Genomic DNA, 20,532 nt, shown 5'->3' with positions numbered 1-20,532 from the left:
GGCCGGGCGTCTGTTCGGGTATGAACAAGCTGACCACCGCCCTCGGGGCCACGACCCTCGCCGCCGCCACGATGCTCTCCGGCTGCGGCTCCACGCCGACGTCGGCGCCTGCCGACCCACCCGCCACGGCTCCGGCGGTGACGCCGGCCGCCTCCACCCACGCCGCGGTCCTCGGTCCGACCGGCTACGGCCCGCTGACCCTCGGGATGAGCTACCGGGACGCCCGGGCCACCGGACAGGTCGCCGACGGCTCGCGCGGCACCCACCTCGCCGGACACCCCGACGCCGGGCTGTGCCTGAGCCGGGCCGACGGCCTGATGGCGATCTTCCTCGGCAGGGGGATGCGGACCAGCGAGGGCCTGCGGCTCGGCAGCTCCGCCGCCCGGCTGCGCCACCTCTACCCCGCTCTCACTCCGTACGGCGTCGCCGAGCCCGGCCACAGCTCGGGCATCTTCCGGGCGCCGGCCGGCGCCGGGGACTGGTACGAGATCGACGTCGACCACCGGCACGTGAGCGTCGTGATCCTGCGCCGGGACCGCCAGACCTGCTTCGAGTGAGGAATACCCCTAGGGGGTATATGGTTCGGACCGGCGACACCTCACCGAGGAGGGACCCGTGTCCGAGCACGACCACCACCAGCACGACCACCACCAGCACGACCACCAGCGCAGTGGCATCAACGCGATGGCCGCCGCCGCGACCCTGCACTGCCTGACGGGCTGCGCGATCGGCGAGGTGCTCGGCCTGATCGTCGGCACCGCGACCGGAATGTCCAACGCCGGCACCGTGATCCTCTCGATCGCGCTCGCGTTCGCCTTCGGCTACACGCTGTCGACGCTCCCGCTGCTGCGCAGCGGACTCGCGCCGGCTGCGGCCCTGGGCCTCGTGCTCGCCGCGGACACCCTGTCCATCGCGACGATGGAGGTCGTCGACAACGTCGTGATGACCGTGATCCCGGGCGCGATGAACGCCGGACTCACCAACCCGACGTTCTGGATCGGGATGCCGATCTCGCTGGTGGTGGCGTTCGCCGCGGCCTTCCCCGTCAACCGCCACCTGCTGCGGCGGGGCAAGGGCCACGCGCTCACCCACGAGCACCACGGAGCGGCGGCACCCGTCACCGGCGTACGCCGCCTCATCCCGGTCATCCCTCCGGTCGCGCTGGCCGTCACCATCGCCGCGTTCATCGCCGGCGGGCTGACGGTGTCGATCGCCGACCGGCTGTCCTGAGGACGCACGAAGGCCCGCCCCCGCAGGGACGGGCCTTCGTGGCGATACCGGTCGATCAGAGGTTCTTCATGACCTCACGCATCAGCTCGGCGGTCTCGGAGGGCGTCTTACCCACCTTCACGCCGACGGCCTCGAGGGCCTCCTTCTTCGCCTGCGCGGTGCCCGAGGAGCCGGACACGATGGCGCCGGCGTGGCCCATGGTCTTGCCCTCGGGAGCGGTGAAGCCCGCGACGTACCCGACCACCGGCTTGGTGATGTGGTCCTTGATGTACGCCGCCGCGCGCTCCTCGGCGTCGCCGCCGATCTCGCCGATCATCACGATCGCCTTGGTCTCCGGGTCGTCCTCGAAGGCCTGGAGGGCGTCGATGTGGGTGGTGCCGATGATCGGGTCACCACCGATGCCGATGGCGGTGGTGAAGCCGAAGTCCCGCAGCTCGTACATCATCTGGTAGGTCAGCGTGCCCGACTTGGAGACGAGACCGATCGGGCCCTTGCCCGCGATGGTGTGCGGCGTGATGCCGGCGAGCGACTCCTCCGGGGAGATGATGCCCGGGCAGTTGGGGCCGATCATCCGGGTGCTCTTGCCCTGCAGGTAGGACCACACCTCGGCGGTGTCCTGGACCGGGACGCCCTCGGTGATGACGACCATCAGCGGGATCTCGGCGTCGATGGCCTCGATGCAGGCGTCCTTGGTGAAGGCCGGCGGCACGAAGAGGACCGACACGTTGGCGCCGGTCTCCTTCATGGCCTCCGCGACCGAGCCGAAGACGGGCAGCTCCTGGCCGCCGATCTCGGCGGTCGTGCCGGCCTTGCGGGCGTTGACGCCACCGACGATCTGGGCGCCGGCGTCGAGCATGAGGGCGGTGTGCTTGGAGCCCATGCCGCCGGTCATGCCCTGGACGATGATCTTGCTGTCCTTGTTGAGGTAGATGCTCATGTCTCTCTCAGTCCCCTCAGGCGTTCGCCAGCTCGGCGGCCTTGTCGGCCGCGCCGTCCATGGTGTCGACCTGGGTGACCAGCGGGTGGTTCAGGTCGTTCAGGATCGCGCGACCGGCGTCCACGTTGTTGCCGTCGAGACGGACGACGATCGGCTTGGTCGCCTTGTCGCCGAGGATCTCGAGCGCGCCCTTGATGCCGTTGGCGACCTCGTCGCACGCGGTGATGCCACCGAAGACGTTGACGAAGACGCTCTTGACCTGCGGGTCGTTGAGGATCACGTCGAGCGAGTTCGCCATCACCTGGGCGTTGGCGCCACCGCCGATGTCGAGGAAGTTGGCCGGCTTCACGCCGCCGTGGGCCTCGCCGGCGTACGCGACGACGTCGAGGGTGCTCATGACCAGACCCGCGCCGTTGCCGCAGATGCCGACCGAGCCGTCGAGCTTGACGTAGTTGAGGCCGAAGTCCTTGGCCTTCGCCTCGAGCGGGTCGGCCTCCTCGCGGATCTCGAACTGCTCGTGGTCGGGGTGACGCACCTCGGAGGCGTTGTCGTCCAGCGACACCTTGCCGTCGAGGGCCTCCAGCTTGTCGCCCTCCAGGCGCGCCAGCGGGTTGACCTCGACCAGGGTCGCGTCCTCCTCGACGAAGACCTTGTAGAGGTTCTCGATCATGGTGACGGCCTGCTCGAAGACCGGCTCCGGGAACGCCGCCTCGGTGGCGATCTCACGGGCCTTGGCCGCGTCGACGCCCTTGCCGGGGTCGATGGCGATCTTCTTGACGGCGTCGGGGTTGGTCTTGGCGACCTCCTCGATCTCGACGCCACCCTCGACCGAGGCGATGCAGAGGTACTGCCGGTTCGCGCGGTCGAGCAGGAACGAGAAGTAGTACTCCTCCTGCGGCGGGGTCGCCGGCGTCACGAGGACCCGGTTGACCGTGAGGCCCTTGATCTCCATGCCGAGGATCGCGCTGGCGGCCTCGAAGGCGTCGTCGGGGGTCTTGGCGAGCTTGACGCCGCCCGCCTTGCCGCGACCGCCGGCCTTGACCTGCGCCTTGACGACGCAGAAGCCCATCTCTTCGGCGGCTGCCTTCGCGTCCTCGGCGGTCTCGACGACCTTGCCGAGTGTGGTGGTCACACCGTGCTTGGCGAAGAGCTCCTTCGCCTGGTACTCCATCAGGTCCACTGATCAGTCCTCATCTTTTTGTGCGGGCGCGGCGAGGTTCGTGGCTCACCGGGGTTGAGACCCGCCGTGTAGGAGTCGGGCGCGCAGCCCAGAAGGCGGCACACGTCCTCGGGCACCCTAGTCGCGCTCGCGGCGTACGACGAGGGCTACCCCTCGGTACGTGACCCGGGTTACACGAAATGGCAGGTTCCCTCACGGCCTCACCGCTGGACCCCTAGGATTCGGCTGGCGACGCAACCCCGGGTATCGTCGCTCCGGATCTTGAGAAGGAATGTTCACCTCGCGGCCACCTCGCCGCGGCTGAGCGAACCAGACGAAGCCGACCAGGAGCAGATCGAGTATGGGAAACCACCGAGCCGAACCCGGCAAGCGTCGGGCAGCCGTCTCGGTCGACTCCACCGCACCCGCGCAGCCGTACGTCGGTCGCCGGGTCGCCGCCCGCCCGGTCGACGCCGCTCCGACGACGGGTGAGACCCCAGCGGTCACCGCGCCGCTGCTCGCCGACCCGCTGTTCGTGGAGCCCGCCGTGCGGCGTACCTCCTCGGTGTCGCCGTCGCCGACCGTCGAGATCCCCCTGCTCAGCAAGCACGAGCTGATGGCGGCGACCGGCGAGCTGCCGGTCGTCAACGGCAAGCGCCGCGCCGTCGCCCACGCCGGCACCCGCAAGTCGCTCTTCAAGGGCCTCCCGTCCGCACCGGTCCTGGTCGGCGCGGCCACCCTCGTCGTCGCCATCGGCGGCGCCGTCGGCACCGCCAACACCGGCCTGGCCAGCCAGCAGACCGCGTTCGCCGCGCCCAACGCCCTCAGCGGCTCGTTCGGCACCGGCACCTTGGGCGGCAACCGGCTGCAGACCGTGAGCCGCGACTCCGACCGGCAGACCCTGCAGGGCGCCACCGACACTGAGCTGGTCAGCGAGGCCGAGCGCGTCTCGGCACAGCGCAACTCGGCCCTCGGCGCGCTCGCCAAGGACGCCGAGAAGAAGGCCGCGCAGATCGCCGCCAACCGCTGGATCCTGCCGATCGACGCCGGCGTCTACCACCTGACCGCCCGCTTCGGTCAGTGCTCGGGCCTGTGGTCCTCGTGCCACACCGGCCTCGACTTCGCCTGCCCGACCGGCACCCCGATCCACGCGATCGCCGACGGCGTGATCTCCTCCGCCGCGTGGGACGGCTCCTACGGCAACAAGACCGTCGAGACCCTCGATGACGGCACCGAGATCTGGTACGCGCACCAGGTCGCCTTCAACGTCAAGCCCGGCGAGCACGTCACCCAGGGCCAGGTCATCGGGTACGTCGGCTCCACCGGCAACACCACCGGCCCGCACGTCCACATCGAGGTCCGCCCCGGTGGCGGCGACCCGGTGGACCCGGACCCCGCGTTCGTCGAGCACGGGATCTCACCGGATGCCAATCAGTAGAAGACTCATCTGACACGACCCCTTGTTGGCGCGAGCGTGTCGCCGCTGATCGGCGCTCTCGCCTCACTTGGTCCGGCCGCTCGCTCCGGTCGCTGGCGCTCCCTGCGCTCCCGTCCGGCCCGCGCTCGGCCTCGGCGCCTGCGGCGCCACGCTGCCGCGCTCGCAGTTGACTTCCGTAGGTCCGGCCTTGGTCTGGCGGCAAGCCTGCGCGCTCGGCGAGATCTGACGCTCGGCGCTACAGCTTCTCGACGGGGGCGTAGCGCAACAACAGGCGCTTGACGCCCTCGCTGCCGAAGTCGATCGAGGCGACGGACTTCTCCGCCATGCCCTCGACGGCGACGACCGTGCCGAGGCCGAAGGAGTCGTGGGTGACCCGGTCCCCCGGCTCCAGGCTCGGGATGGGGCGCGAGGGCTTGGCCTTGGCGGCGGCGTCGGCGCGGACCGCGGCCGTGGAGAAGTTGCGACGGCCGGCGGCCGTGGGCGAGCCGAGTCGCTGTCCGGCGTACTCACCGCGGTCGCTGGCGAAGGTGGGGCGCGCCCAGCGCGCCTGGTCGGCCTCGGTACGCCGCCAGTCGACCAGGTCGACCGGGAGCTCGCCGAGGAAGCGCGACGCCGGGTTGTGCGCAGGCGCGCCCCAGGCCGAGCGGACCACCGCGCGGGAGACGTAGAGGCGCTGGCGGGCGCGGGTGATGCCGACGTACGCCAGGCGGCGCTCCTCCTCGAGCTCGGGGCGATCGCCGAGCGCGCGGGAGTGCGGGAAGACGCCGTCCTCCATGCCGGTGAGGAAGACGACCGGGAACTCCAGGCCCTTCGCGGTGTGCAGGGTCATCAGGGTGACCATCCCGGTGTCCGGCGGGGCGTCGGGATCGGCGCCGTCCTCGGGGGCATCGGGGATCTGGTCGCTGTCGGCGACGAGTGCCACCCGCTCCAGGAAGTCGGCGAGGCCGGGCTCGACCAGGCCGGCGTCGACATCGGACGGGTCGGCCGACGGCGCGGCGATGGGGTCCTCGGCGAACTCGCGGGCCACCGCCACCAGCTCGGCGAGGTTCTCGATCCGGCTCTCGTCCTGCGGGTCGTCGGACTCCTCGAGGCTCTTGAGGTAGCCCGAGCGGTCCAGCGCGGTCTCCAGCACCACGTCCGGCCGCTCGCCCGCCTCGACCAGCTGCATCAGCTCGGTCATGACGGCGACGAAGCCCTCGATGCTCTTCTGGCTGCGGGTCGCGAGACCGGGCGCCCGGTCGGCACGCTGCAGGGCCTCCCAGAACGTGATCCGGTCGCGGTCGGCGAGCTGGGTGATCGCCAGCACCGCGCGGTCGCCGATCCCGCGCTTGGGGGTGTTGAGGATCCGGCGCATGCTGACCTGGTCGTCGGGGTTGACCAGCGCCCGCAGGTAGGCCAGCGCGTCGCGGACCTCGCGGCGCTCGTAGAAGCGCACCCCGCCCACGACCTTGTAGGGCATCCCGGTGCGCATGAAGATCTCCTCGAAGACCCGGGACTGCGCGTTGGTGCGGTAGAAGACCGCGACGTCGCCGGCGCGCAGGCCGGCGTCGCCGTCGGTCAGCGTGTCGATCTCGTTGGAGACGAAGCGCGCCTCGTCGTGCTCGGTATCGCCGACGTACCCGACGATCTTGGGGCCGTCCCCGGCGTCGGACCACAGCCGCTTCGCCCGCCGGCCCTCGTTGCGGTCGATGACGGCGTTGGCGGCGCTGAGGATGGTCTGGGTGGAGCGGTAGTTCTGCTCCAGCTTGATGGTGCGGGCGTCCGGGAAGTCCTTCTCGAAGTCCATGATGTTGCGGATGTCGGCGCCGCGGAAGGCGTAGATGGACTGGTCGGCGTCGCCGACCACCATCAGCTCCGCGGGCGGGACCGCGTCGGGGCCGTCGTGCTCCTCCAGGCTCTGGCCGCAGAGCTGGTGGATCAGGGAGTACTGCGCGTGGTTGGTGTCCTGGTACTCGTCGACCAGCAGGTGCCGGAACCGGCGCCGGTAGGTCTCGCGGATGCCGGGCTTGGTCTGGAACAGCCGGACGGTCTCCATGATCAGGTCGTCGAAGTCGAAGGCGTTCGCCTCGCGCAGCCGCCGCTGGTAGAGTCGGTAGGCCTTGGCGTAGGCCTCCTCGAAGCCGTTGCGCGCGTCCTTGCGGACCTCGTCGGGGTCGCGCAGCTCGTTCTTGTAGCTGCTGATCTGGTGCAGCACCGGGCCGGGCTGGAACTTGCGCGGGTCGAGCTCGAGGTCGCTGCAGACCAGGGCGATCAGCCGCTTCTGGTCCTGGGTGTCGTAGATGGAGAAGTTCGACCGGACCCGCTCGTAGCCGAGGTGCTCGGCCTCCTTGCGCAGGATCCGGACGCAGGCGGAGTGGAAGGTCGAGACCCACATGATCTTGGCGCGGCCGCCGACCAGCTCGGCGACCCGCTCCTTCATCTCCGCGGCGGCCTTGTTGGTGAAGGTGATCGCCAGGATGCTCCCCGGGTGGGCCTTGCGCTCCTGGATCAGCCACGCGATCCGGCGGGTCAGCACGCGGGTCTTGCCCGAGCCCGCCCCCGCCACCACGAGCAGAGGTACGCCGGCGTGGACGACCGCCTCGCGCTGCGGCTCGTTGAGACCCGCGAGGAGCTCGTCGGCGGTCGGGCCGCGCCTCGTCGTACGCGCCTCCTCCGCGGCCGGCGCGGCGGTGAGGAGGTGCTCGAACCCGGGCAGCTGCGGCGAATCACTCATGCTGGGACCAGCCTACGGCCGACCTCCGACGCACCTCACCTTCCGGTGGCGGTGAAGTGCTCGTAGTCCTTGAGCGAGTGCCAGTCCCCGCCCCACGACCAGCCGATGGCGGCGAAGGCGCGGACTGCGACGGAGCCGGGCTCGACCATCCCCGGGCGCACCCACCCACGGTCCAGGTACGCCGATGCGAGCTCGGGCAGCACCACGTCGCCGCGCTGGTAGGGGTTGTCGAAGGGGTCCAGGTCGATGGCCAGGCCGTAGGCGTGCGCCGACCACACCGACAGGCCGCGCGCGGCCCGGCACACCATGGAGGCGGTGTTGTTGCCGTCGCCGGTCGGGTGCGCGGTCAGGTCGGCCGTGGTCGGGAGACGCATCTCCTCGATGGGGAAGCCGGCGGCGTACAGCTTGCGGAAGACCGAGACCACACCCCGGGCGACGCGCGCGTTCACCACCATCTCGCCGGTGTGCGCGGCGCCGTCGAAGCCGCGGAAGGTCATCGTCAGGTAGCGCAGCCCGGACAGCGGCACCGGGCACGACGGCGACCAGGTGGCGCCCATCCGCTCCCGGATCGAGGGCGTGATCGGCCCGATCGTGGCGTGGTAGCGGCCGTCGGTGGGGGCGGGCAGCACGTCGACGGTGGCGTAGCGGCGGTTGCGCAGCGAGGGTGGGGTCGGCCGCACCACGCCGTACCCGGCGGAGGTGAGCGGGAGCGGGTGCGCGCCCCGCACCCAGGTCGAGTACGCCGGCCCGCCGGCCTGCGTCGAGGTCGGGGTCGCGGTCGGGGTCGGGGTCGGGGCCGAGGTCGGCCGGGAGGTGCTGCGATGCGGGTGCGGGCTGGGCCGCGGCGTGGCCTCCGGCGTACCCCCGCAGCCCGCGAGCGCGAGCACCAGGCCCACCGCAGGGACGAGCCGCCTCACAGGAGCTTGCGGTCCGAGGCCCAGCGCGCGAGCTCGTGGCGCGAGGAGAGCTGCAGCTTGCGCAGCACCGAGGACATGTGGGTCTCGACGGTCTTGATCGAGATGAACAGCTCGCCGGCGACCTCCCGGTAGGAGTAGCCGCGCGCGATCAGCCGCATGACCTCGCGCTCGCGCTCGGTGAGCCGGTCGAGGTCCTCGTCGACGGCCGCGAGGTCCGGCGTGACGCCCGAGCCCGCGAACGCGTCCAGCACGAACCCGGCGAGCCGGGGCGAGAACACCGCGTCGCCGTCGGCGACCCGGGCGATCGCGTCGACCAGCTCGGGTCCGGTGATGGTCTTGGTGACGTAGCCGCGGGCCCCGCCGCGGATGGTGCCGATGACGTCCTCGGCGGCGTCGGAGACCGAGAGCGCCAGGAACCGCGGCCCCTCGTGCCCGACCTTCCGCATCACCTCGACGCCGCCGCCGCCAGGCAGGTGCACGTCGAGGAGTACGACGGCGGGCGACGTCGCCGCGATCACGGCCACCGCCTCGTCCACGTCGGCTGCCTCGCCGACCACCTCGACGCGTCCCGCGCCGCCGGCCAGCTCGGCGGCCACGCCCCGCCGGAACATCGCGTGGTCGTCGACCACCACGACCCTGATGCCGCTCATCGCTCCCCCTCGCCGACCGAGAGCCGCAACCGGACCTCGGTGCCTTCGCCGGCCGTCGACCGCACCTCGCCGGTGCCGCCGTGCCGCTCCATCCGGTCCACGATGCTCCCACGCACCCCGCGCCGGTCCTCGGCGACCGCGCCGAGGTCGAAGCCGACGCCGCGGTCGCGGACGAACACCTCGGCCGACCCGGCGGCCAGCTCGGCGTACACGTCCACGCGCCCGACGCCGGCGTGCTTGGCCGCGTTGGTGACCGCCTCGCGGGCGGCCTGCACGATCGGGCGCACGGTCTCCTCCATCGGCAGGTCGCCGACGGCGACCACGTCGACGTGCACGCCGTACGCGTCCTCGATCTCGGCGGCCATCGCGCGCAGTGCGCCGGCGACGGTGGTGCCGGACTGGCTCTCGGTCTCGAACAGCCACGACCGCAGGTCGCGCTCCTGGGCGCGTGCGAGCCGGGCCGCGTCGGCGGGGTTCTTCTGGATCAGGGCGAGGGTCTGCAGCACCGAGTCGTGCAGATGGGCGGCGACGTCAGCACGCTCCTGGGTGCGCACCCGCTCGGAGCGCTCGTCGCCGAGCTCGATCGCGAGCCGGCGGGCCCACGGGCCGACGACCAGGGCCAGGCCGCCGAGCCCGAGCGCCAGCGCGATGCTGACGTCGCGGATCACGGCGACCGATCCACCGCGCAGCACCAGCATCAGCACGCCCGAGGACAGCAGCAGTGCCAGCCCGGCGCCGAGGCGCGCCCAGGAGGCCCAGCCGCCGTCGCCCACCACGATCCGGACCAGGTCCACGCGCCCGGACGCGTCGAGCCAGCGCTCGCGCTGCGCCTCGTCGGCCTGCCGCCACAGCAGCCCGACGCCGACCAGGCCGATCGCGAGCGGCCACAGGAACCATCCGGAGCCGAAGATCGCCTGGGCGACGAACAGCGCGCCGATCGCCAGCGCGCCGAGCACGACGACGGGGCCGACGTCGCCGAGCCGCTCCAGCCGGCCGGGGCGGCGGCCGCCGCGCCGGGCGCTGGCCAGGCCGGGGGCCTCCTCGTCGGGGCGGCGGCCGGGCAGCAACAGCCAGAAGGCGGCGTACAGGGCCAGGCCGGCGCCGCCGAAGGCGGTGGCGAGGACGAAGAAGACCCGCACCCACAGGACCGGTACGCCGAGGTGGACCGCCAGCCCCGACGCGACGCCACCGGCGACCTGACCGTCCAGGTCGCGGTAGGCGCGGCGTACGCCGTGAGGCGGGGCGGCCGGGTGGGTCGTGGTCATGATGGATCCATCGTCACACAGCGCGGAGCCCGCCGGCAGCGGGAAGAACCCTGACCCCACCCTGAGCCCGGTGAGGGTGGACGGGGCCAGGATCAGGGCTGTCCCCGATAGCCTCCGAGCCCCACCAGACCCGAGGGTTGAGGCATGACCACTCCACCGAACGGCAGCACCACCGAGGAGCCGCAGACCGCGGGTCCCCGGGTGACCGGCGAGCAGATGCGCGACCTCGCCCGGCTGCGCCGCAGCACCGCGGACCGCAAGATCGCCGGTGTCGCGGGCGGCATCGCCCGCCATCTCGACATCGATCCCCTCGTCGTCCGCATCGCGCTGGTGGTGATGGTGTTCTTCGGCGGCGGTGGCCTGCTGTTCTACGTCGCGTGCTGGCTGCTGGTCCCCGCGGACACCTCCGCGCGGGCGCGGATCCCGCTCGACGACCGCAGCCGCAACGTCGCGCTGTGGATCGTGGCGGGCTGCTCGGCGCTGGCCGCGATCGGCGACTCGGTCGGCCAGTGGCACTTCCCGTGGCCGCTGGCGGTCATCGCGCTGGTCGTCCTCGGCGTCGTCTCCCACTCCGGGCACCGGCGCTGGTCGGCGCCCGCGCCGGACGCGCCCGTCACGTACGGCCAGGCCAGCACGCCGCCGCCACCGCCTCCCCCGTCGACACCGTCGACGCCCCCCGCGTACGCCGCCTACCAGGCGCCGGTCCGGCGCGACCCGCGCCGCCGCGGCCCGGTCCTGTTCGGCTTCACCCTGGCCCTCGCCGCGCTCGGCATCGGCACCCTGATCACCCTCGCGCTCGCGGGCGCGGACGTCCCGCACTCGGCGTACCCGGCCGTCGTCGCCGGCTCCTGCGGGCTGATGCTGGTGATCAGCGCCTGGTTCGGCCGCGGGGGCGGCCTGATCCCCGTCGGCCTGCTCGCACTGCTCGCCCTGCTCGCGAGCTCGGTGGTCGGTGACTGGCACGGCGGACGCATCGTCGACCGGCCCACCACCGCCGCGGCCGTGGACAGCAGCTACCGACTGGGCATCGGGGAGCTCACGCTCGACCTCAGCGACATCAGCGACCTGCAGGGCCTGGACGGCCGGACGCTCGACATCCAGGGCCGCGTCGGGCACCTCGTGGTGATCGTGCCCGAGACCGGCCTGGACGTGACCGCGAACGCCACCATCGACGGCGGCGGCGAGACGGTCCTGTTCGGGGCGCAGAACGACGGCACCAGCAGCGCCAGCCACGACGGCGGGCCCACCGCACCGCAGCTCACCATCGACACCGACCTGGTCTTCGGCCAGATCGAGGTCCGGACCGAGGAGACCCGATGAACGAGGACATTCCGGAGCCCACGACCGGGGCCCCCGAGGCCCCCGAGACCCCCGAGACCTACGGGACCGTGACCTACGAGCCCGCCACGCCCGCCGAGACCCCCTGGCACCCGGTGCACATCCCGCACCTGGTGATGGGCCTGGCGTTCCTCGGACTGGTGGCGGTCTGGGCGATCGTCGTGCCGCTCAACGCGGTGGAGCTGCCCCACGCCCGCTGGCTGCTCCCCCTGCCGTGGCTGGTGGCGGGCGCAGCGGGCCTGGTGGCGACCGTGCTCAGCGGGCGGCGGCGCCGCCCCTGATCACCCCGGTCACCTGATCACTCGGGGAGGCCTGTGACGCGGATGCCCGCGTGCACCTTGTACTTCCGGTTGATCGAGATCAGCACCGCGGTGAACGGCTCGAGCTGACGGGCCAGCCGCAGCTTGCCGCCGTCGATGCCGACCCGGCCGGTCACGCTGGCGGCGAGCTCCATGGCGACCTCCTTGGCCTCGACCACGTCGCCGACGACGATGACGTCCTCGTCGAGGAACTCCTCGTCGGCCCACAGGCCGACGGCGGAGACGTTGTGGAAGGCGCCGACGACGGTGGCCTCCGGTGCGAGCTCCTGGGCCGACTCGGCGGCCGATCCCTCGCCGCCGTTGATGACCTTGCCGTGGGCGCCGCGCTTGTCGAAGGCCAGCGGGTTGACGCACGAGATCACGGTCTTGCCGGCCAGGTCGAGGGAGGCGACGAGCTCGTCGTGGCCGTCGTACGGGACGGCCAGGAGGACGACGTCGGCGGAGGCGATCGCGCCCGCGTTGTCGGAGCCGGTCACCGTGCCCGCACCGGCGACGCCGGCGAGCTTCTCGGTGACCTCGGCGGCGACGGCCTCGCCCTTCTCGGCCGCGCGGGACCCGAGGACCACGTCGTGGCCGCCCCGGGCGAACCGGTAGCCCAAGCCCTTGCCCTGCGGCCCGGTGCCGCCGATGACCGCTACGCGGTACCCCATGTGTGCCTCCTCAGCATCGCTCTTGCGTCAGATCGTACGGGACCAAACGGTCTGGGGTCCCGTTGCGATTGTGACAGTAATACTGTCACGATGGGCCCATGAAGCTCTCGATGCCCCTGGTGTACGCCGGCAACCCCCGCGAGTCGGCCGATCAGGTCGTTGCCCTGGAGAAGGCCGGACTCGACACCATCTGGGTCGCCGAGCCGTACGGATTCGATGCTCCCACGCTGATGGGATACCTCGCCGCGAAGACCGAGACGGTCGAGATCGGCGCCGGCATCCTCAACATCTACTCCCGTACGCCGGGCGCCCTGCTCCAGACCGCCGCGGGACTCGACAACGTCTCGGGCGGGCGCGCCGTCCTCGGCCTCGGCGCCTCCGGACCGCAGGTGATCGAGGGCTTCCACGGCATGCCCTACGACCGGCCACTGACCCGCACCCGCGAGCTGATCGAGGTCCTCCGCGCCGGCCTGCGCGGCGAGCGCCTCGACTTCCAGGGCAAGACCATCCAGGTGCCGCTGCCGGAGGGCCAGGGCCTCGGGCTGGGCAAGCCGCTCAAGCTGCTCAACAAGCCCGAGCGCGCCGACGTACCGATCTGGGTGGCAGCCCTCGGTGACAAGAACGTGGCGATGACCGCCGAGGTCGCCGACGGCTGGCTGCCCTTCCTCTACTACCCCGAGAAGGCCGCGGACGTCTGGGGCGACGCGCTCGCTCGCGGCGGGGCCAAGCGCTCGGCCGACCTCGGGCCGCTGGAGATCTGCGCCGGCGGCATGGTCGCCATCGGCGAGGGACCGGAGACCAAGGCGCTGCTGGACTTCATGCGCCCGCTCTACGCCCTCTACGTCGGCGGCATGGGCGCGCGCGACAAGAACTTCTACAACCAGCTCGCCTGCGAGTACGGCTTCGAGAAGGAGGCCTCCGAGATCCAGGACCTCTACCTGTCGGGCAAGAAGAAGGAGGCCGAGGCCGCCGTACCGCTGGAGTGGCTGGAGGCCGGCAACCTGGTCGGCCCCGCGTCGTACGTCCAGGAGCGGATCGCCGCCTTCAAGGAGTCCGGCGTCACCAACCTGTCGGTCTCCCCCGCCTCCGACGACCCGGCCGCGACCATCGCGCAGGTCAAGGAGTGGATCTCCTGATCGGCTGAATTCTCGGCCGCATGTCGCAAACACCCCGGTTCGGACGTCGTAGGAGTACCGACCCGGGGTGTTGCGCATCTCAGGGTCGGCCTCGGGGTCAATCCCGAGGCCAATGTCCCCGCTGAGTGGAAGAGTCCCGAACATGCATCGTCAGATCGCCGGAAAGCTCACCGGCCCCGTCACCAAGTGGGTCGTCCTGGTCGTCGGCCTGCTCATCGCCATGGGCCTGGCCTCCTTCGCCGCCAAGCTCGCCGACGTCCAGGACAACCAGGCCTCGTCCTGGCTCCCGGCCAGCGCCGAGTCCACCAAGGCCCTGGACAAGCTGGAGAAGTTCCAGGACCCCTACGCCGCCGGCACCACGCTGGCCTACTACCGCGCCTCGGGCCTGACCCAGGCCGACTTCACCGCCATCGAGAAGCAGGCCCAGCAGATCGCGGGCCTCGACGGCGTCAGCGACGTCATCACCCCGGCCACCGCGAAGGCCGCGCACTCCCCGGTCCCGGCGGTGTCCGCCGACGGTCAGGTCGCGGTCGTGAACTTCACCGTCAACTACGGCGACCAGCTGTGGAAGAAGCTGCCCGACCTGAAGAAGCAGGTCGACGCGCTCGCCGTCATCCCCGGCGGCAGCACCTATCTGACCGGGCTGGGCGGGTCGAGCGCGGACGCCTCGACGGTGTTCAGCTCGCTGGACGGCCTGCTCATCCTGGGCACGCTCGGCGTCGTCGTCCTCATCCTGCTGTTCACCTACCGCAGCCCGATCCTGTGGCTGCTGCCGATCATCACCGCCGCGACCGGTCTCGGCGCGTCCATGGGCCTGCTCTACCTGCTGGCCAAGTACGCCGGCCTCACCGTCAACGGGCAGACCCAGTTCATCGTGACCGTGCTCGCGATCGGGGCCGGCACGGACTACGCACTGCTCCTGATCGCCCGCTACCGCGAGGAGCTGCGCCGCCACGAGGACCGGCACGAGGCGATGGCGTTCGCGCTGCACCGGGCCGCGCCCGCGATCCTCGCCTCGGCCGCGACCGTCGCGGTGGGCATGCTCTGCCTGCTGTTCGCCCAGCTCAACTCCACCGCCGGGATGGGCCCGGCGAACGCGGTGGCCATCGGCGTCACGTTCGTGGTCATGGTGACCCTGCTCCCGGCGCTGCTGGTGATCTTCGGGCGCTGGGTCTTCTGGCCGTTCATCCCGCGCTTCGGGTCGGAGGAGACGACCGCGAACGGCGCCTGGGCGAAGGTCGGCCGCGGCATCGCGCCCCGGCCCCGCATCGTCTGGATCGGCACCGCCGTCGCCCTGGGCTTCCTGGCGCTCGGCTTCCTGCGGCTGGACACCTCGGGCGTGCCGACCGACCAGCAGTACACCAAGACGATGGACTCGGTGACCGGCCAGGCGCTGCTCATCGACCACAAGCTGGCCGACACGAGCAACCCGCTCCAGGTCGTCGCGCCGGCCGACCGCGCCGACGCCGTGGTCTCCGCGCTCGGGCACGTGCAGGGTCTCGGTGCGGCCGCGGTCGTCGGCCCGCCCAAGGACGGCACGGCGCTGATCGTCGCCGCGATGGACGCCGATCCCTACTCCCAGGCGGCCTTCCGCACCGTCCAGGACGCACGCGCCGCGGCCCACGCGGCCGACCCGGGATCGCTGGTCACCGGCACCTCCGCGGTGACGATGGACATGAAGAACGCCTCGGCGCGCGACGACAAGGTGATCATCCCGATCGTGCTGGTCGCGGTCCTGCTCATCCTGATCGGCCTGCTCCGGGCGCTGGTCGCGCCGGTGCTGCTGATGGTCACCGTCGTGCTCTCGTTCGGCGCGGCACTGGGGCTGTCCAGCCTGGTGTTCGAGACGTTCTTCAACCGCGACCACGCCGATCCGGGCTATCCGCTGTTCGCGTTCGTGTTCCTGGTGGCCCTGGGGGTCGACTACAACATCTTCCTGATGACCCGGGTCCGCGAGGAGACGATCAACCACGGCACCCGCAAGGGGTCGCTGATCGCGCTGTCCTCGACCGGTGGCGTGATCACGGCAGCGGGCCTGGTCCTGGCCGCGACCTTCGCGATCCTGGCCACCATGCCGATGACGTTCACCCTCGAGCTCGGCACCACCATCGCGCTCGGGGTGCTGCTGGACACCTGGATCGTCCGCTCGGTGCTCGTGACCGCGCTGAACCTCGACATCGGGGACAAGATCTGGTGGCCGAGCAAGCTCGCCAACCCGGCGTCGAGCAGTGTCGTGGCGGGTGCGGCGACCGCCGCCGAGCCGGCATGACCTGATCTACTATCAGGCCCGTGTCCGGGTCACAGCCTCCGCAGCCGCCCCTCCCGCCCGACGGACCGATCTGGCCCGGCGCGGGAGGGCGGCCGCTGCCGCCCCCGACCCCACCGACCCCGCCGACCGCGGCACGCCCCGAGTGGCGGCCGATGGGTCCGCCCCCGGCGGCGCCGCCGGGTCCGCCCTCCGGCCCCCCGTCCGGCCCCCCGCCGGGGATGCCACCCGGGTTCGGCCACGCCCCGATGCCCCCGTCCCGGCGCACGCCGTGGGGCTGGATCATCGGCGGCACCACCGCCCTGGTCCTGGTGATCGCCTTGGGGATCGGCGGCTGGGCGTTCGCGACCGGCCGCCTCGGCTTCGGCCCGCTCAGCGCCAAGGACAAGGCGGCCGCGGCCGCGATCGCCGACGGCGTGAAGGGCCCGTCCTGGACCGACGACGCGCAACGCAGCTGCGCGGCCACCCGGCTGCTCCACGACCGCCGCTCCCAGGCGCTCGCCGACAGCGGGCTGATCACCCGCGACGGCGACGGCTGGACCTTCACCGGGTCGTGGCAGCCGGCCGACGCCCAGACCTTCGCCGACGACCTGCTCGCCTGCTCCGACGACTGGGAGAAGCAGGTCGGCGACCAGTGGAAGGTCAGCGACACCGGCTGCCTGGGCCAGGTCGGCCGCTCGCAGGTCGCCGCGGTCCTCGTCACCTCCGAGCTGCGGGTCGACGACGCCGACGCTCGCAAGGCCCACGACAGCGCCGCCGACGCCCTCGACCAGTGCTACGGCACCGGCGTGGCGAAGCCGACCGGCACCGCGTCCCCGGCGTACCGGGCCGTGAACTTCAGCTTCGACCTCCCCACGGCGGCCAACGCGAAGACCTCGCTCACCGTGGAGGGCCCGGACGGGGAGGACACGGTCAGCGGATCGACGTACCACGCCGACGCCGAGGAGGGCGGCGCCCGGGTCTGCATCACGGCCAAGCTTTCGGCGACGTACGGCTGGGGCTCGACGGTCACCAGCACGACCCGCGTCTGCGGGCACGCCAAGCCGAAGCGGCTGTGGTGGGCGAGGCTCCCGCACTGCAGCGAGTACGCCGGCTGCGTGGTCTGGGCGCTGTACCCCTCGGGCTTCCGCACCGGCATCGAGTCGCTCTCGTTCAACGGCAGCGGCGGGGCGGGCGACTGCCCGTTCGTCAGTGGTGACTGCTCCAGCAGCGTGCTGATCGGCAGCGACGGCCGAGGACTGGCGCACCCCTACGTCTTCCGGCTGACGACGGGCCCCGGCAAGCGCACCGACGTCACCGCCCACATGGGAGGGCTCACCGCGCGCCTGCCGGGGTGACGATGCCCATCCCGGAGTGGAACGTGTTCTAGTTCTATCGGGTGGGCGATATCCTCAGGTGCGATGAGTGAGCCGACCCCCCAGCAGATCCGCCGCGCGCTCGCCCGGGCCGAGCGCGGTGCCGCGCTCGACGCCGCAGAGGCGACCGCGCTGCTCGCGGCGACCGGTGAGGACCTCGACCGGCTGACCGAGGCGGCCGCGAGGGTCCGCGACGCGGGCCTGACGGCAGCGGGCCGACCCGGGGTCGTGACCTACTCCCCCAAGGTGTTCATCCCGATCACCCGGCTGTGCCGCGACCGGTGCCACTACTGCACGTTCGTGGAGACGCCGGCGCAGGCCGAGCGGGAGGGGCGGGCGCCGTACCTCTCCCCCGACGAGATCCTCGCGATCGCCGCCGAGGGCGCGAAGCTGGGCTGCCTGGAGGCGCTGTTCACCCTGGGCGACCGGCCCGAGGACCGCTGGCCCGAGGCGCAGGCCTGGCTCGACGAGCAGGGCTACGACTCGACCCTGGCCTACATCCGCGCGATGGCGATCCGGGTGCTGGAGGAGACCGGGCTGCTGCCCCACCTCAACCCCGGCGTGATGTCGTGGGAGGAGCTGAACCGGCTCAAGCCGGTCTCGCCCTCGATGGGGATGATGCTGGAGACCACCTCGCGGCGGCTGTTCGAGACCAAGGGCCTCGCGCACTTCGGCTCGCCCGACAAGGACCCCGCGGTCCGGCTCCGGGTGCTCGAGGACGCCGGGCGGCACTCCATCCCGTTCACCACCGGCCTGCTGGTCGGCATCGGCGAGACGCTCGAGGAGCGTGCCGAGACGATCTTCGCGCTGCGCGCGACCCTGAAGGCCTACGGCGCCGTGCAGGAGGTCATCGTCCAGAACTTCCGTGCCAAGCCCGACACCGCCATGCGGCACACCGACGACCTGGGGCTGGAGGAGTACCGCGCCGCGATCGCGGTGACGCGACTGGTGCTCGGCCCGAAGGCCCGGATCCAGGCGCCGCCGAACCTGGTCGACCTGGCCGAGTGCCGCTCACTGCTCGACGCCGGTGTGGACGACTGGGGCGGCGTCTCGCCGCTGACCCCGGACCACGTCAACCCCGAGCGCCCGTGGCCCTCCCTGGAGCGGCTGCGCGGGATCACGGCCGAGTGCGGGTTCGAGCTGCGTGCGCGGCTCACGGTCCACCCCGAGTACGTCGTCGGCTCCCTCGAGCGCGGCGAGGCCTGGCTGGACCCGCGCATCACCGGCCACGTCGCGGCGCTGGCCGGTCCCGACGGGCTGGCCATCCCCGGCGTACGTCCGGTGGGGCTGCCGTGGCAGGAGCCGGACGGCGGCTTCGAGTCCGCCGGCCGGACCGACCTGCACGAGGCGGTCGACACCGAGGGCCGGTCGGCCGACCGGCGTACCGACTTCGGCAGCGTCTACGGCGACTGGGCGTCGGTCGGCGAGGCGGCCGCCCGCACCGGGCTGATCGACGGCGCGCCCGCCGTCCTCCACGCGGAAGGGGGCGACGCGCTGCGCGCCGCCGAGGCCGACCCCGGCAACCTCTCCGACGAGCACGCCCTGACCCTGATGACCGCCGAGGGCGACCTGCTCCGCCAGGTCACCCGTCTGGCCGACGACCTGCGCCGCGCGACCGTCGGCGACGACGTGACCTACGTGGTCAACAGGAACATCAACTTCACCAACGTCTGCTACGTCGGCTGCCGCTTCTGCGCGTTCGCCCAGCGACGCACCGACGCCGACGCCTACTCCCTGTCCTACGACGAGGTCGCCGACCGCGCCCAGGAGGCCTGGGACCTCGGCGCGACCGAGGTCTGCATGCAGGGCGGCATCGACCCCCAGCTCCCCGCGACCGCGTACTTCGACATCGCGGCCGCGGTGAAGAAGCGGGTGCCGGACATGCACGTCCACGCCTTCTCACCGATGGAGGTCGTCAACGGCACCGCCCGCACCGGCCTGTCCATCGAGGACTTCCTGATCAAGGCCCGCGAGGCCGGCCTCGGCTCGCTGCCCGGCACCGCCGCGGAGATCCTCGACGACGAGGTCCGCTGGGTCCTCACCAAGGGCAAGCTCCCCGCCAGCACCTGGATCGAGATCGTCTCGACCGCGCACCGCATCGGCCTGCCCACCACGAGCACGATGATGTACGGCCACGTCGACAACCCGCGGCACTGGGTCGGCCACCTCACCGTGCTCAAGCGCGTCCAGGACACCGCCCGGGAGAGCGGCGGCACCGGCTTCACCGAGTTCGTGCCGCTCCCGTTCGTGCACACCTCCGCGCCGATCTACCTCGCCGGCGTCGCACGCCCCGGCCCCACCCTGCGCGACAACCTCGCCGTGCACGCCATGGCCCGGATCCTGCTGCACGGCCGCATCGACAACATCCAGACCAGCTGGGTCAAGCTCGGCATCGACGGCACCCGCGCGATGCTCAACGCCGGTGCGAACGACCTCGGCGGCACCCTGATGGAGGAGACCATCTCCCGGATGGCCGGATCCGAGCACGGCTCGGCGAAGACCGTGACCGAGCTCGAGGAGATCGGCGCCGGGATCAGCCGGCCGGTTCGGGAGCGGACGACCCTGTACGGCGCTCCCACCAGGCCCTGAGCCGGCGCCACCCGCGGCGCACCAGCCGCATCAGCAGCCAGAGCAGGACCAGGCCGGCCAGCATCAGCACCAGCGCGACCACGGCCGCGATCACGGGGTGCGCGAGCGCGAAGGCCATCACGGCCAGGACCAGGCCGTCCTCGCCGACCGAGAGCCCGATATTGGTGAACGGCTCGGGCGAGGTGTTGGCGGCCAGCCGGGTGCCGGCCTTGGTGACGTGCGCGCCCAGCGCGCCGCCCCCGCCGACCAGTCCCCCGACCACCTGGTTGAGCGACTGGTCCAGCCCCTGGGAGTCACCGGCGATGAGCACCCCGAGGACCGCACCGACCACGGGTCGGATGAAGGTGGAGACGGCGTCCCACACCGAGTCGACGTACGGGATCTTGTCGGCGACGAACTCGAAGGCGTACATGAACGCGGCGATCCCCAGGACGGGCCAGCTGCCGAGCACGTCGGGGATCCGGTCGAGGTGCTCGACCCGGTCCGCGATGCCCAGCACCAGCACCACCAGGTAGCTGTTGATGCCGCTGGCCCATCCCGAGGTGAAGCTGAGCGCGAGGGTCTCCACG

17 protein-coding genes are annotated in these 20,532 nt (G+C 72.0%); 9 read left to right on the top strand and 8 right to left on the bottom strand.

Going from position 1 to position 20,532, the window contains the following annotated elements:
- Positions 1 to 20 precede the first annotated feature (20 nt).
- Complete coding sequence (locus ACYU8V_RS20325) at positions 21 to 557, top strand: hypothetical protein (RefSeq protein WP_460849975.1); 537 nt, start codon at positions 21 to 23, stop codon at positions 555 to 557.
- A gap of 58 nt (positions 558 to 615) precedes the next feature.
- Positions 616 to 1,230: a DUF4396 domain-containing protein gene (locus ACYU8V_RS20320; protein WP_460849974.1), complete on the top strand. Its 615-nt coding sequence runs from the start codon at positions 616 to 618 to the stop codon at positions 1,228 to 1,230.
- Positions 1,231 to 1,285: 55 nt separating this feature from the next.
- Here ACYU8V_RS20320 and sucD read toward each other — a convergent pair whose 3' ends face one another.
- Entirely contained in the window at positions 1,286 to 2,167 is an 882-nt protein-coding gene (gene sucD, locus ACYU8V_RS20315) for a succinate--CoA ligase subunit alpha (protein WP_460849972.1), read from the bottom strand.
- Positions 2,168 to 2,183: 16 nt separating this feature from the next.
- Complete coding sequence (gene sucC, locus ACYU8V_RS20310; RefSeq protein WP_460849971.1) at positions 2,184 to 3,347, bottom strand: ADP-forming succinate--CoA ligase subunit beta; 1,164 nt, start codon at positions 3,345 to 3,347, stop codon at positions 2,184 to 2,186.
- A 340-nt stretch (positions 3,348 to 3,687) separates the two neighbouring features.
- Here sucC and ACYU8V_RS20305 point away from each other — a divergent pair, with 340 nt between their 5' ends.
- Entirely contained in the window at positions 3,688 to 4,764 is a 1,077-nt protein-coding gene (locus ACYU8V_RS20305) for a M23 family metallopeptidase (RefSeq protein ID WP_460849970.1), read from the top strand.
- Between the two features lie 235 nt (positions 4,765 to 4,999).
- Here ACYU8V_RS20305 and pcrA read toward each other — a convergent pair whose 3' ends face one another.
- From pcrA to ACYU8V_RS20285, 4 genes are read right to left on the bottom strand one after another with little or no spacing between them, the layout of a single operon-like run.
- Positions 5,000 to 7,477 (bottom strand): DNA helicase PcrA, encoded by a 2,478-nt coding sequence (gene pcrA, locus ACYU8V_RS20300; protein WP_460849968.1) that lies wholly within the window; start codon positions 7,475 to 7,477, stop codon positions 5,000 to 5,002.
- A gap of 35 nt (positions 7,478 to 7,512) precedes the next feature.
- Entirely contained in the window at positions 7,513 to 8,394 is an 882-nt protein-coding gene (locus ACYU8V_RS20295; protein WP_460849967.1) for a M15 family metallopeptidase, read from the bottom strand.
- Positions 8,391 to 9,044: a LuxR C-terminal-related transcriptional regulator gene (locus tag ACYU8V_RS20290; protein ID WP_460849965.1), complete on the bottom strand. Its 654-nt coding sequence runs from the start codon at positions 9,042 to 9,044 to the stop codon at positions 8,391 to 8,393. Before ACYU8V_RS20290 ends, ACYU8V_RS20295 begins: the two co-directional genes overlap by 4 nt.
- Positions 9,041 to 10,309, bottom strand: coding sequence for an ATP-binding protein (locus ACYU8V_RS20285; protein ID WP_460849963.1), 1,269 nt, complete (start codon positions 10,307 to 10,309; stop codon positions 9,041 to 9,043). Before ACYU8V_RS20285 ends, ACYU8V_RS20290 begins: the two co-directional genes overlap by 4 nt.
- 144 nt (positions 10,310 to 10,453) lie before the next feature.
- Here ACYU8V_RS20285 and ACYU8V_RS20280 point away from each other — a divergent pair, with 144 nt between their 5' ends.
- Both ACYU8V_RS20280 and ACYU8V_RS20275 read left to right on the top strand, forming a co-directional pair.
- Positions 10,454 to 11,629 (top strand): PspC domain-containing protein, encoded by a 1,176-nt coding sequence (locus ACYU8V_RS20280; protein ID WP_460849962.1) that lies wholly within the window; start codon positions 10,454 to 10,456, stop codon positions 11,627 to 11,629.
- A complete protein-coding gene (locus ACYU8V_RS20275; RefSeq protein ID WP_460849960.1) occupies positions 11,626 to 11,928 on the top strand; it encodes a hypothetical protein in 303 nt (100 codons plus the stop codon). The genes ACYU8V_RS20280 and ACYU8V_RS20275 overlap by 4 nt, the downstream gene beginning before the upstream one ends.
- Positions 11,929 to 11,945: 17 nt before the next feature.
- Here ACYU8V_RS20275 and npdG read toward each other — a convergent pair whose 3' ends face one another.
- Positions 11,946 to 12,617 (bottom strand): NADPH-dependent F420 reductase, encoded by a 672-nt coding sequence (gene npdG, locus ACYU8V_RS20270; protein ID WP_460849958.1) that lies wholly within the window; start codon positions 12,615 to 12,617, stop codon positions 11,946 to 11,948.
- Between the two features lie 98 nt (positions 12,618 to 12,715).
- On the opposite strand from npdG, the gene ACYU8V_RS20265 reads away from it, so the two are divergent.
- The 4 genes from ACYU8V_RS20265 (at position 12,716) to ACYU8V_RS20250 (ending at position 19,963) form a co-directional block, all read left to right on the top strand.
- Positions 12,716 to 13,753, top strand: coding sequence for an LLM class F420-dependent oxidoreductase (locus ACYU8V_RS20265; protein ID WP_460849956.1), 1,038 nt, complete (start codon positions 12,716 to 12,718; stop codon positions 13,751 to 13,753).
- 142 nt (positions 13,754 to 13,895) lie between these two features.
- Positions 13,896 to 16,022, top strand: coding sequence for an MMPL family transporter (locus tag ACYU8V_RS20260; protein ID WP_460849954.1), 2,127 nt, complete (start codon positions 13,896 to 13,898; stop codon positions 16,020 to 16,022).
- Between the two features lie 245 nt (positions 16,023 to 16,267).
- Complete coding sequence (locus ACYU8V_RS20255) at positions 16,268 to 17,356, top strand: hypothetical protein (protein WP_460849952.1); 1,089 nt, start codon at positions 16,268 to 16,270, stop codon at positions 17,354 to 17,356.
- Between the two features lie 63 nt (positions 17,357 to 17,419).
- Positions 17,420 to 19,963 carry a bifunctional FO biosynthesis protein CofGH gene (locus tag ACYU8V_RS20250; protein WP_460849950.1) on the top strand — a complete coding sequence of 848 codons (2,544 nt, stop codon included), beginning with the start codon at positions 17,420 to 17,422 and terminating at the stop codon, positions 19,961 to 19,963.
- Here ACYU8V_RS20250 and ACYU8V_RS20245 read toward each other — a convergent pair.
- Positions 19,908 to 20,531 carry a DUF4126 domain-containing protein gene (locus tag ACYU8V_RS20245; RefSeq protein ID WP_460849949.1) on the bottom strand — a complete coding sequence of 208 codons (624 nt, stop codon included), beginning with the start codon at positions 20,529 to 20,531 and terminating at the stop codon, positions 19,908 to 19,910. The genes ACYU8V_RS20250 and ACYU8V_RS20245 overlap by 56 nt on opposite strands.
- Position 20,532: the final 1 nt, after the last annotated feature.

It is taken from the genome of Nocardioides ultimimeridianus (genome assembly GCF_054777895.1).
Note: the sequence above shows the minus strand (reverse complement) of the source record. Positions and strands in the feature narration are given on the sequence as shown.

Excerpts from the sequence above, each read along its gene's own strand:
- ACYU8V_RS20290 (WP_460849965.1), bottom strand. The coding sequence starts at position 9,044 with ATGAGCGGCATCAGGGTCGTGGTGGTCGACGACCACGCGATGTTCCGG.
- ACYU8V_RS20275 (WP_460849960.1), top strand. The coding sequence starts at position 11,626 with ATGAACGAGGACATTCCGGAGCCCACGACCGGGGCCCCCGAGGCCCCC.
- ACYU8V_RS20250 (WP_460849950.1), top strand. The coding sequence starts at position 17,420 with ATGAGTGAGCCGACCCCCCAGCAGATCCGCCGCGCGCTCGCCCGGGCC.
- ACYU8V_RS20280 (WP_460849962.1), top strand. The coding sequence starts at position 10,454 with ATGACCACTCCACCGAACGGCAGCACCACCGAGGAGCCGCAGACCGCG.
- ACYU8V_RS20265 (WP_460849956.1), top strand. The coding sequence starts at position 12,716 with ATGAAGCTCTCGATGCCCCTGGTGTACGCCGGCAACCCCCGCGAGTCG.
- ACYU8V_RS20305 (WP_460849970.1), top strand. The coding sequence starts at position 3,688 with ATGGGAAACCACCGAGCCGAACCCGGCAAGCGTCGGGCAGCCGTCTCG.
- ACYU8V_RS20285 (WP_460849963.1), bottom strand. The coding sequence starts at position 10,309 with ATGACCACGACCCACCCGGCCGCCCCGCCTCACGGCGTACGCCGCGCC.
- pcrA (WP_460849968.1), bottom strand. The coding sequence starts at position 7,477 with ATGAGTGATTCGCCGCAGCTGCCCGGGTTCGAGCACCTCCTCACCGCC.
- sucD (WP_460849972.1), bottom strand. The coding sequence starts at position 2,167 with ATGAGCATCTACCTCAACAAGGACAGCAAGATCATCGTCCAGGGCATG.
- ACYU8V_RS20325 (WP_460849975.1), top strand. The coding sequence starts at position 21 with ATGAACAAGCTGACCACCGCCCTCGGGGCCACGACCCTCGCCGCCGCC.
- ACYU8V_RS20255 (WP_460849952.1), top strand. The coding sequence starts at position 16,268 with ATGCCCCCGTCCCGGCGCACGCCGTGGGGCTGGATCATCGGCGGCACC.
- ACYU8V_RS20260 (WP_460849954.1), top strand. The coding sequence starts at position 13,896 with ATGCATCGTCAGATCGCCGGAAAGCTCACCGGCCCCGTCACCAAGTGG.
- npdG (WP_460849958.1), bottom strand. The coding sequence starts at position 12,617 with ATGGGGTACCGCGTAGCGGTCATCGGCGGCACCGGGCCGCAGGGCAAG.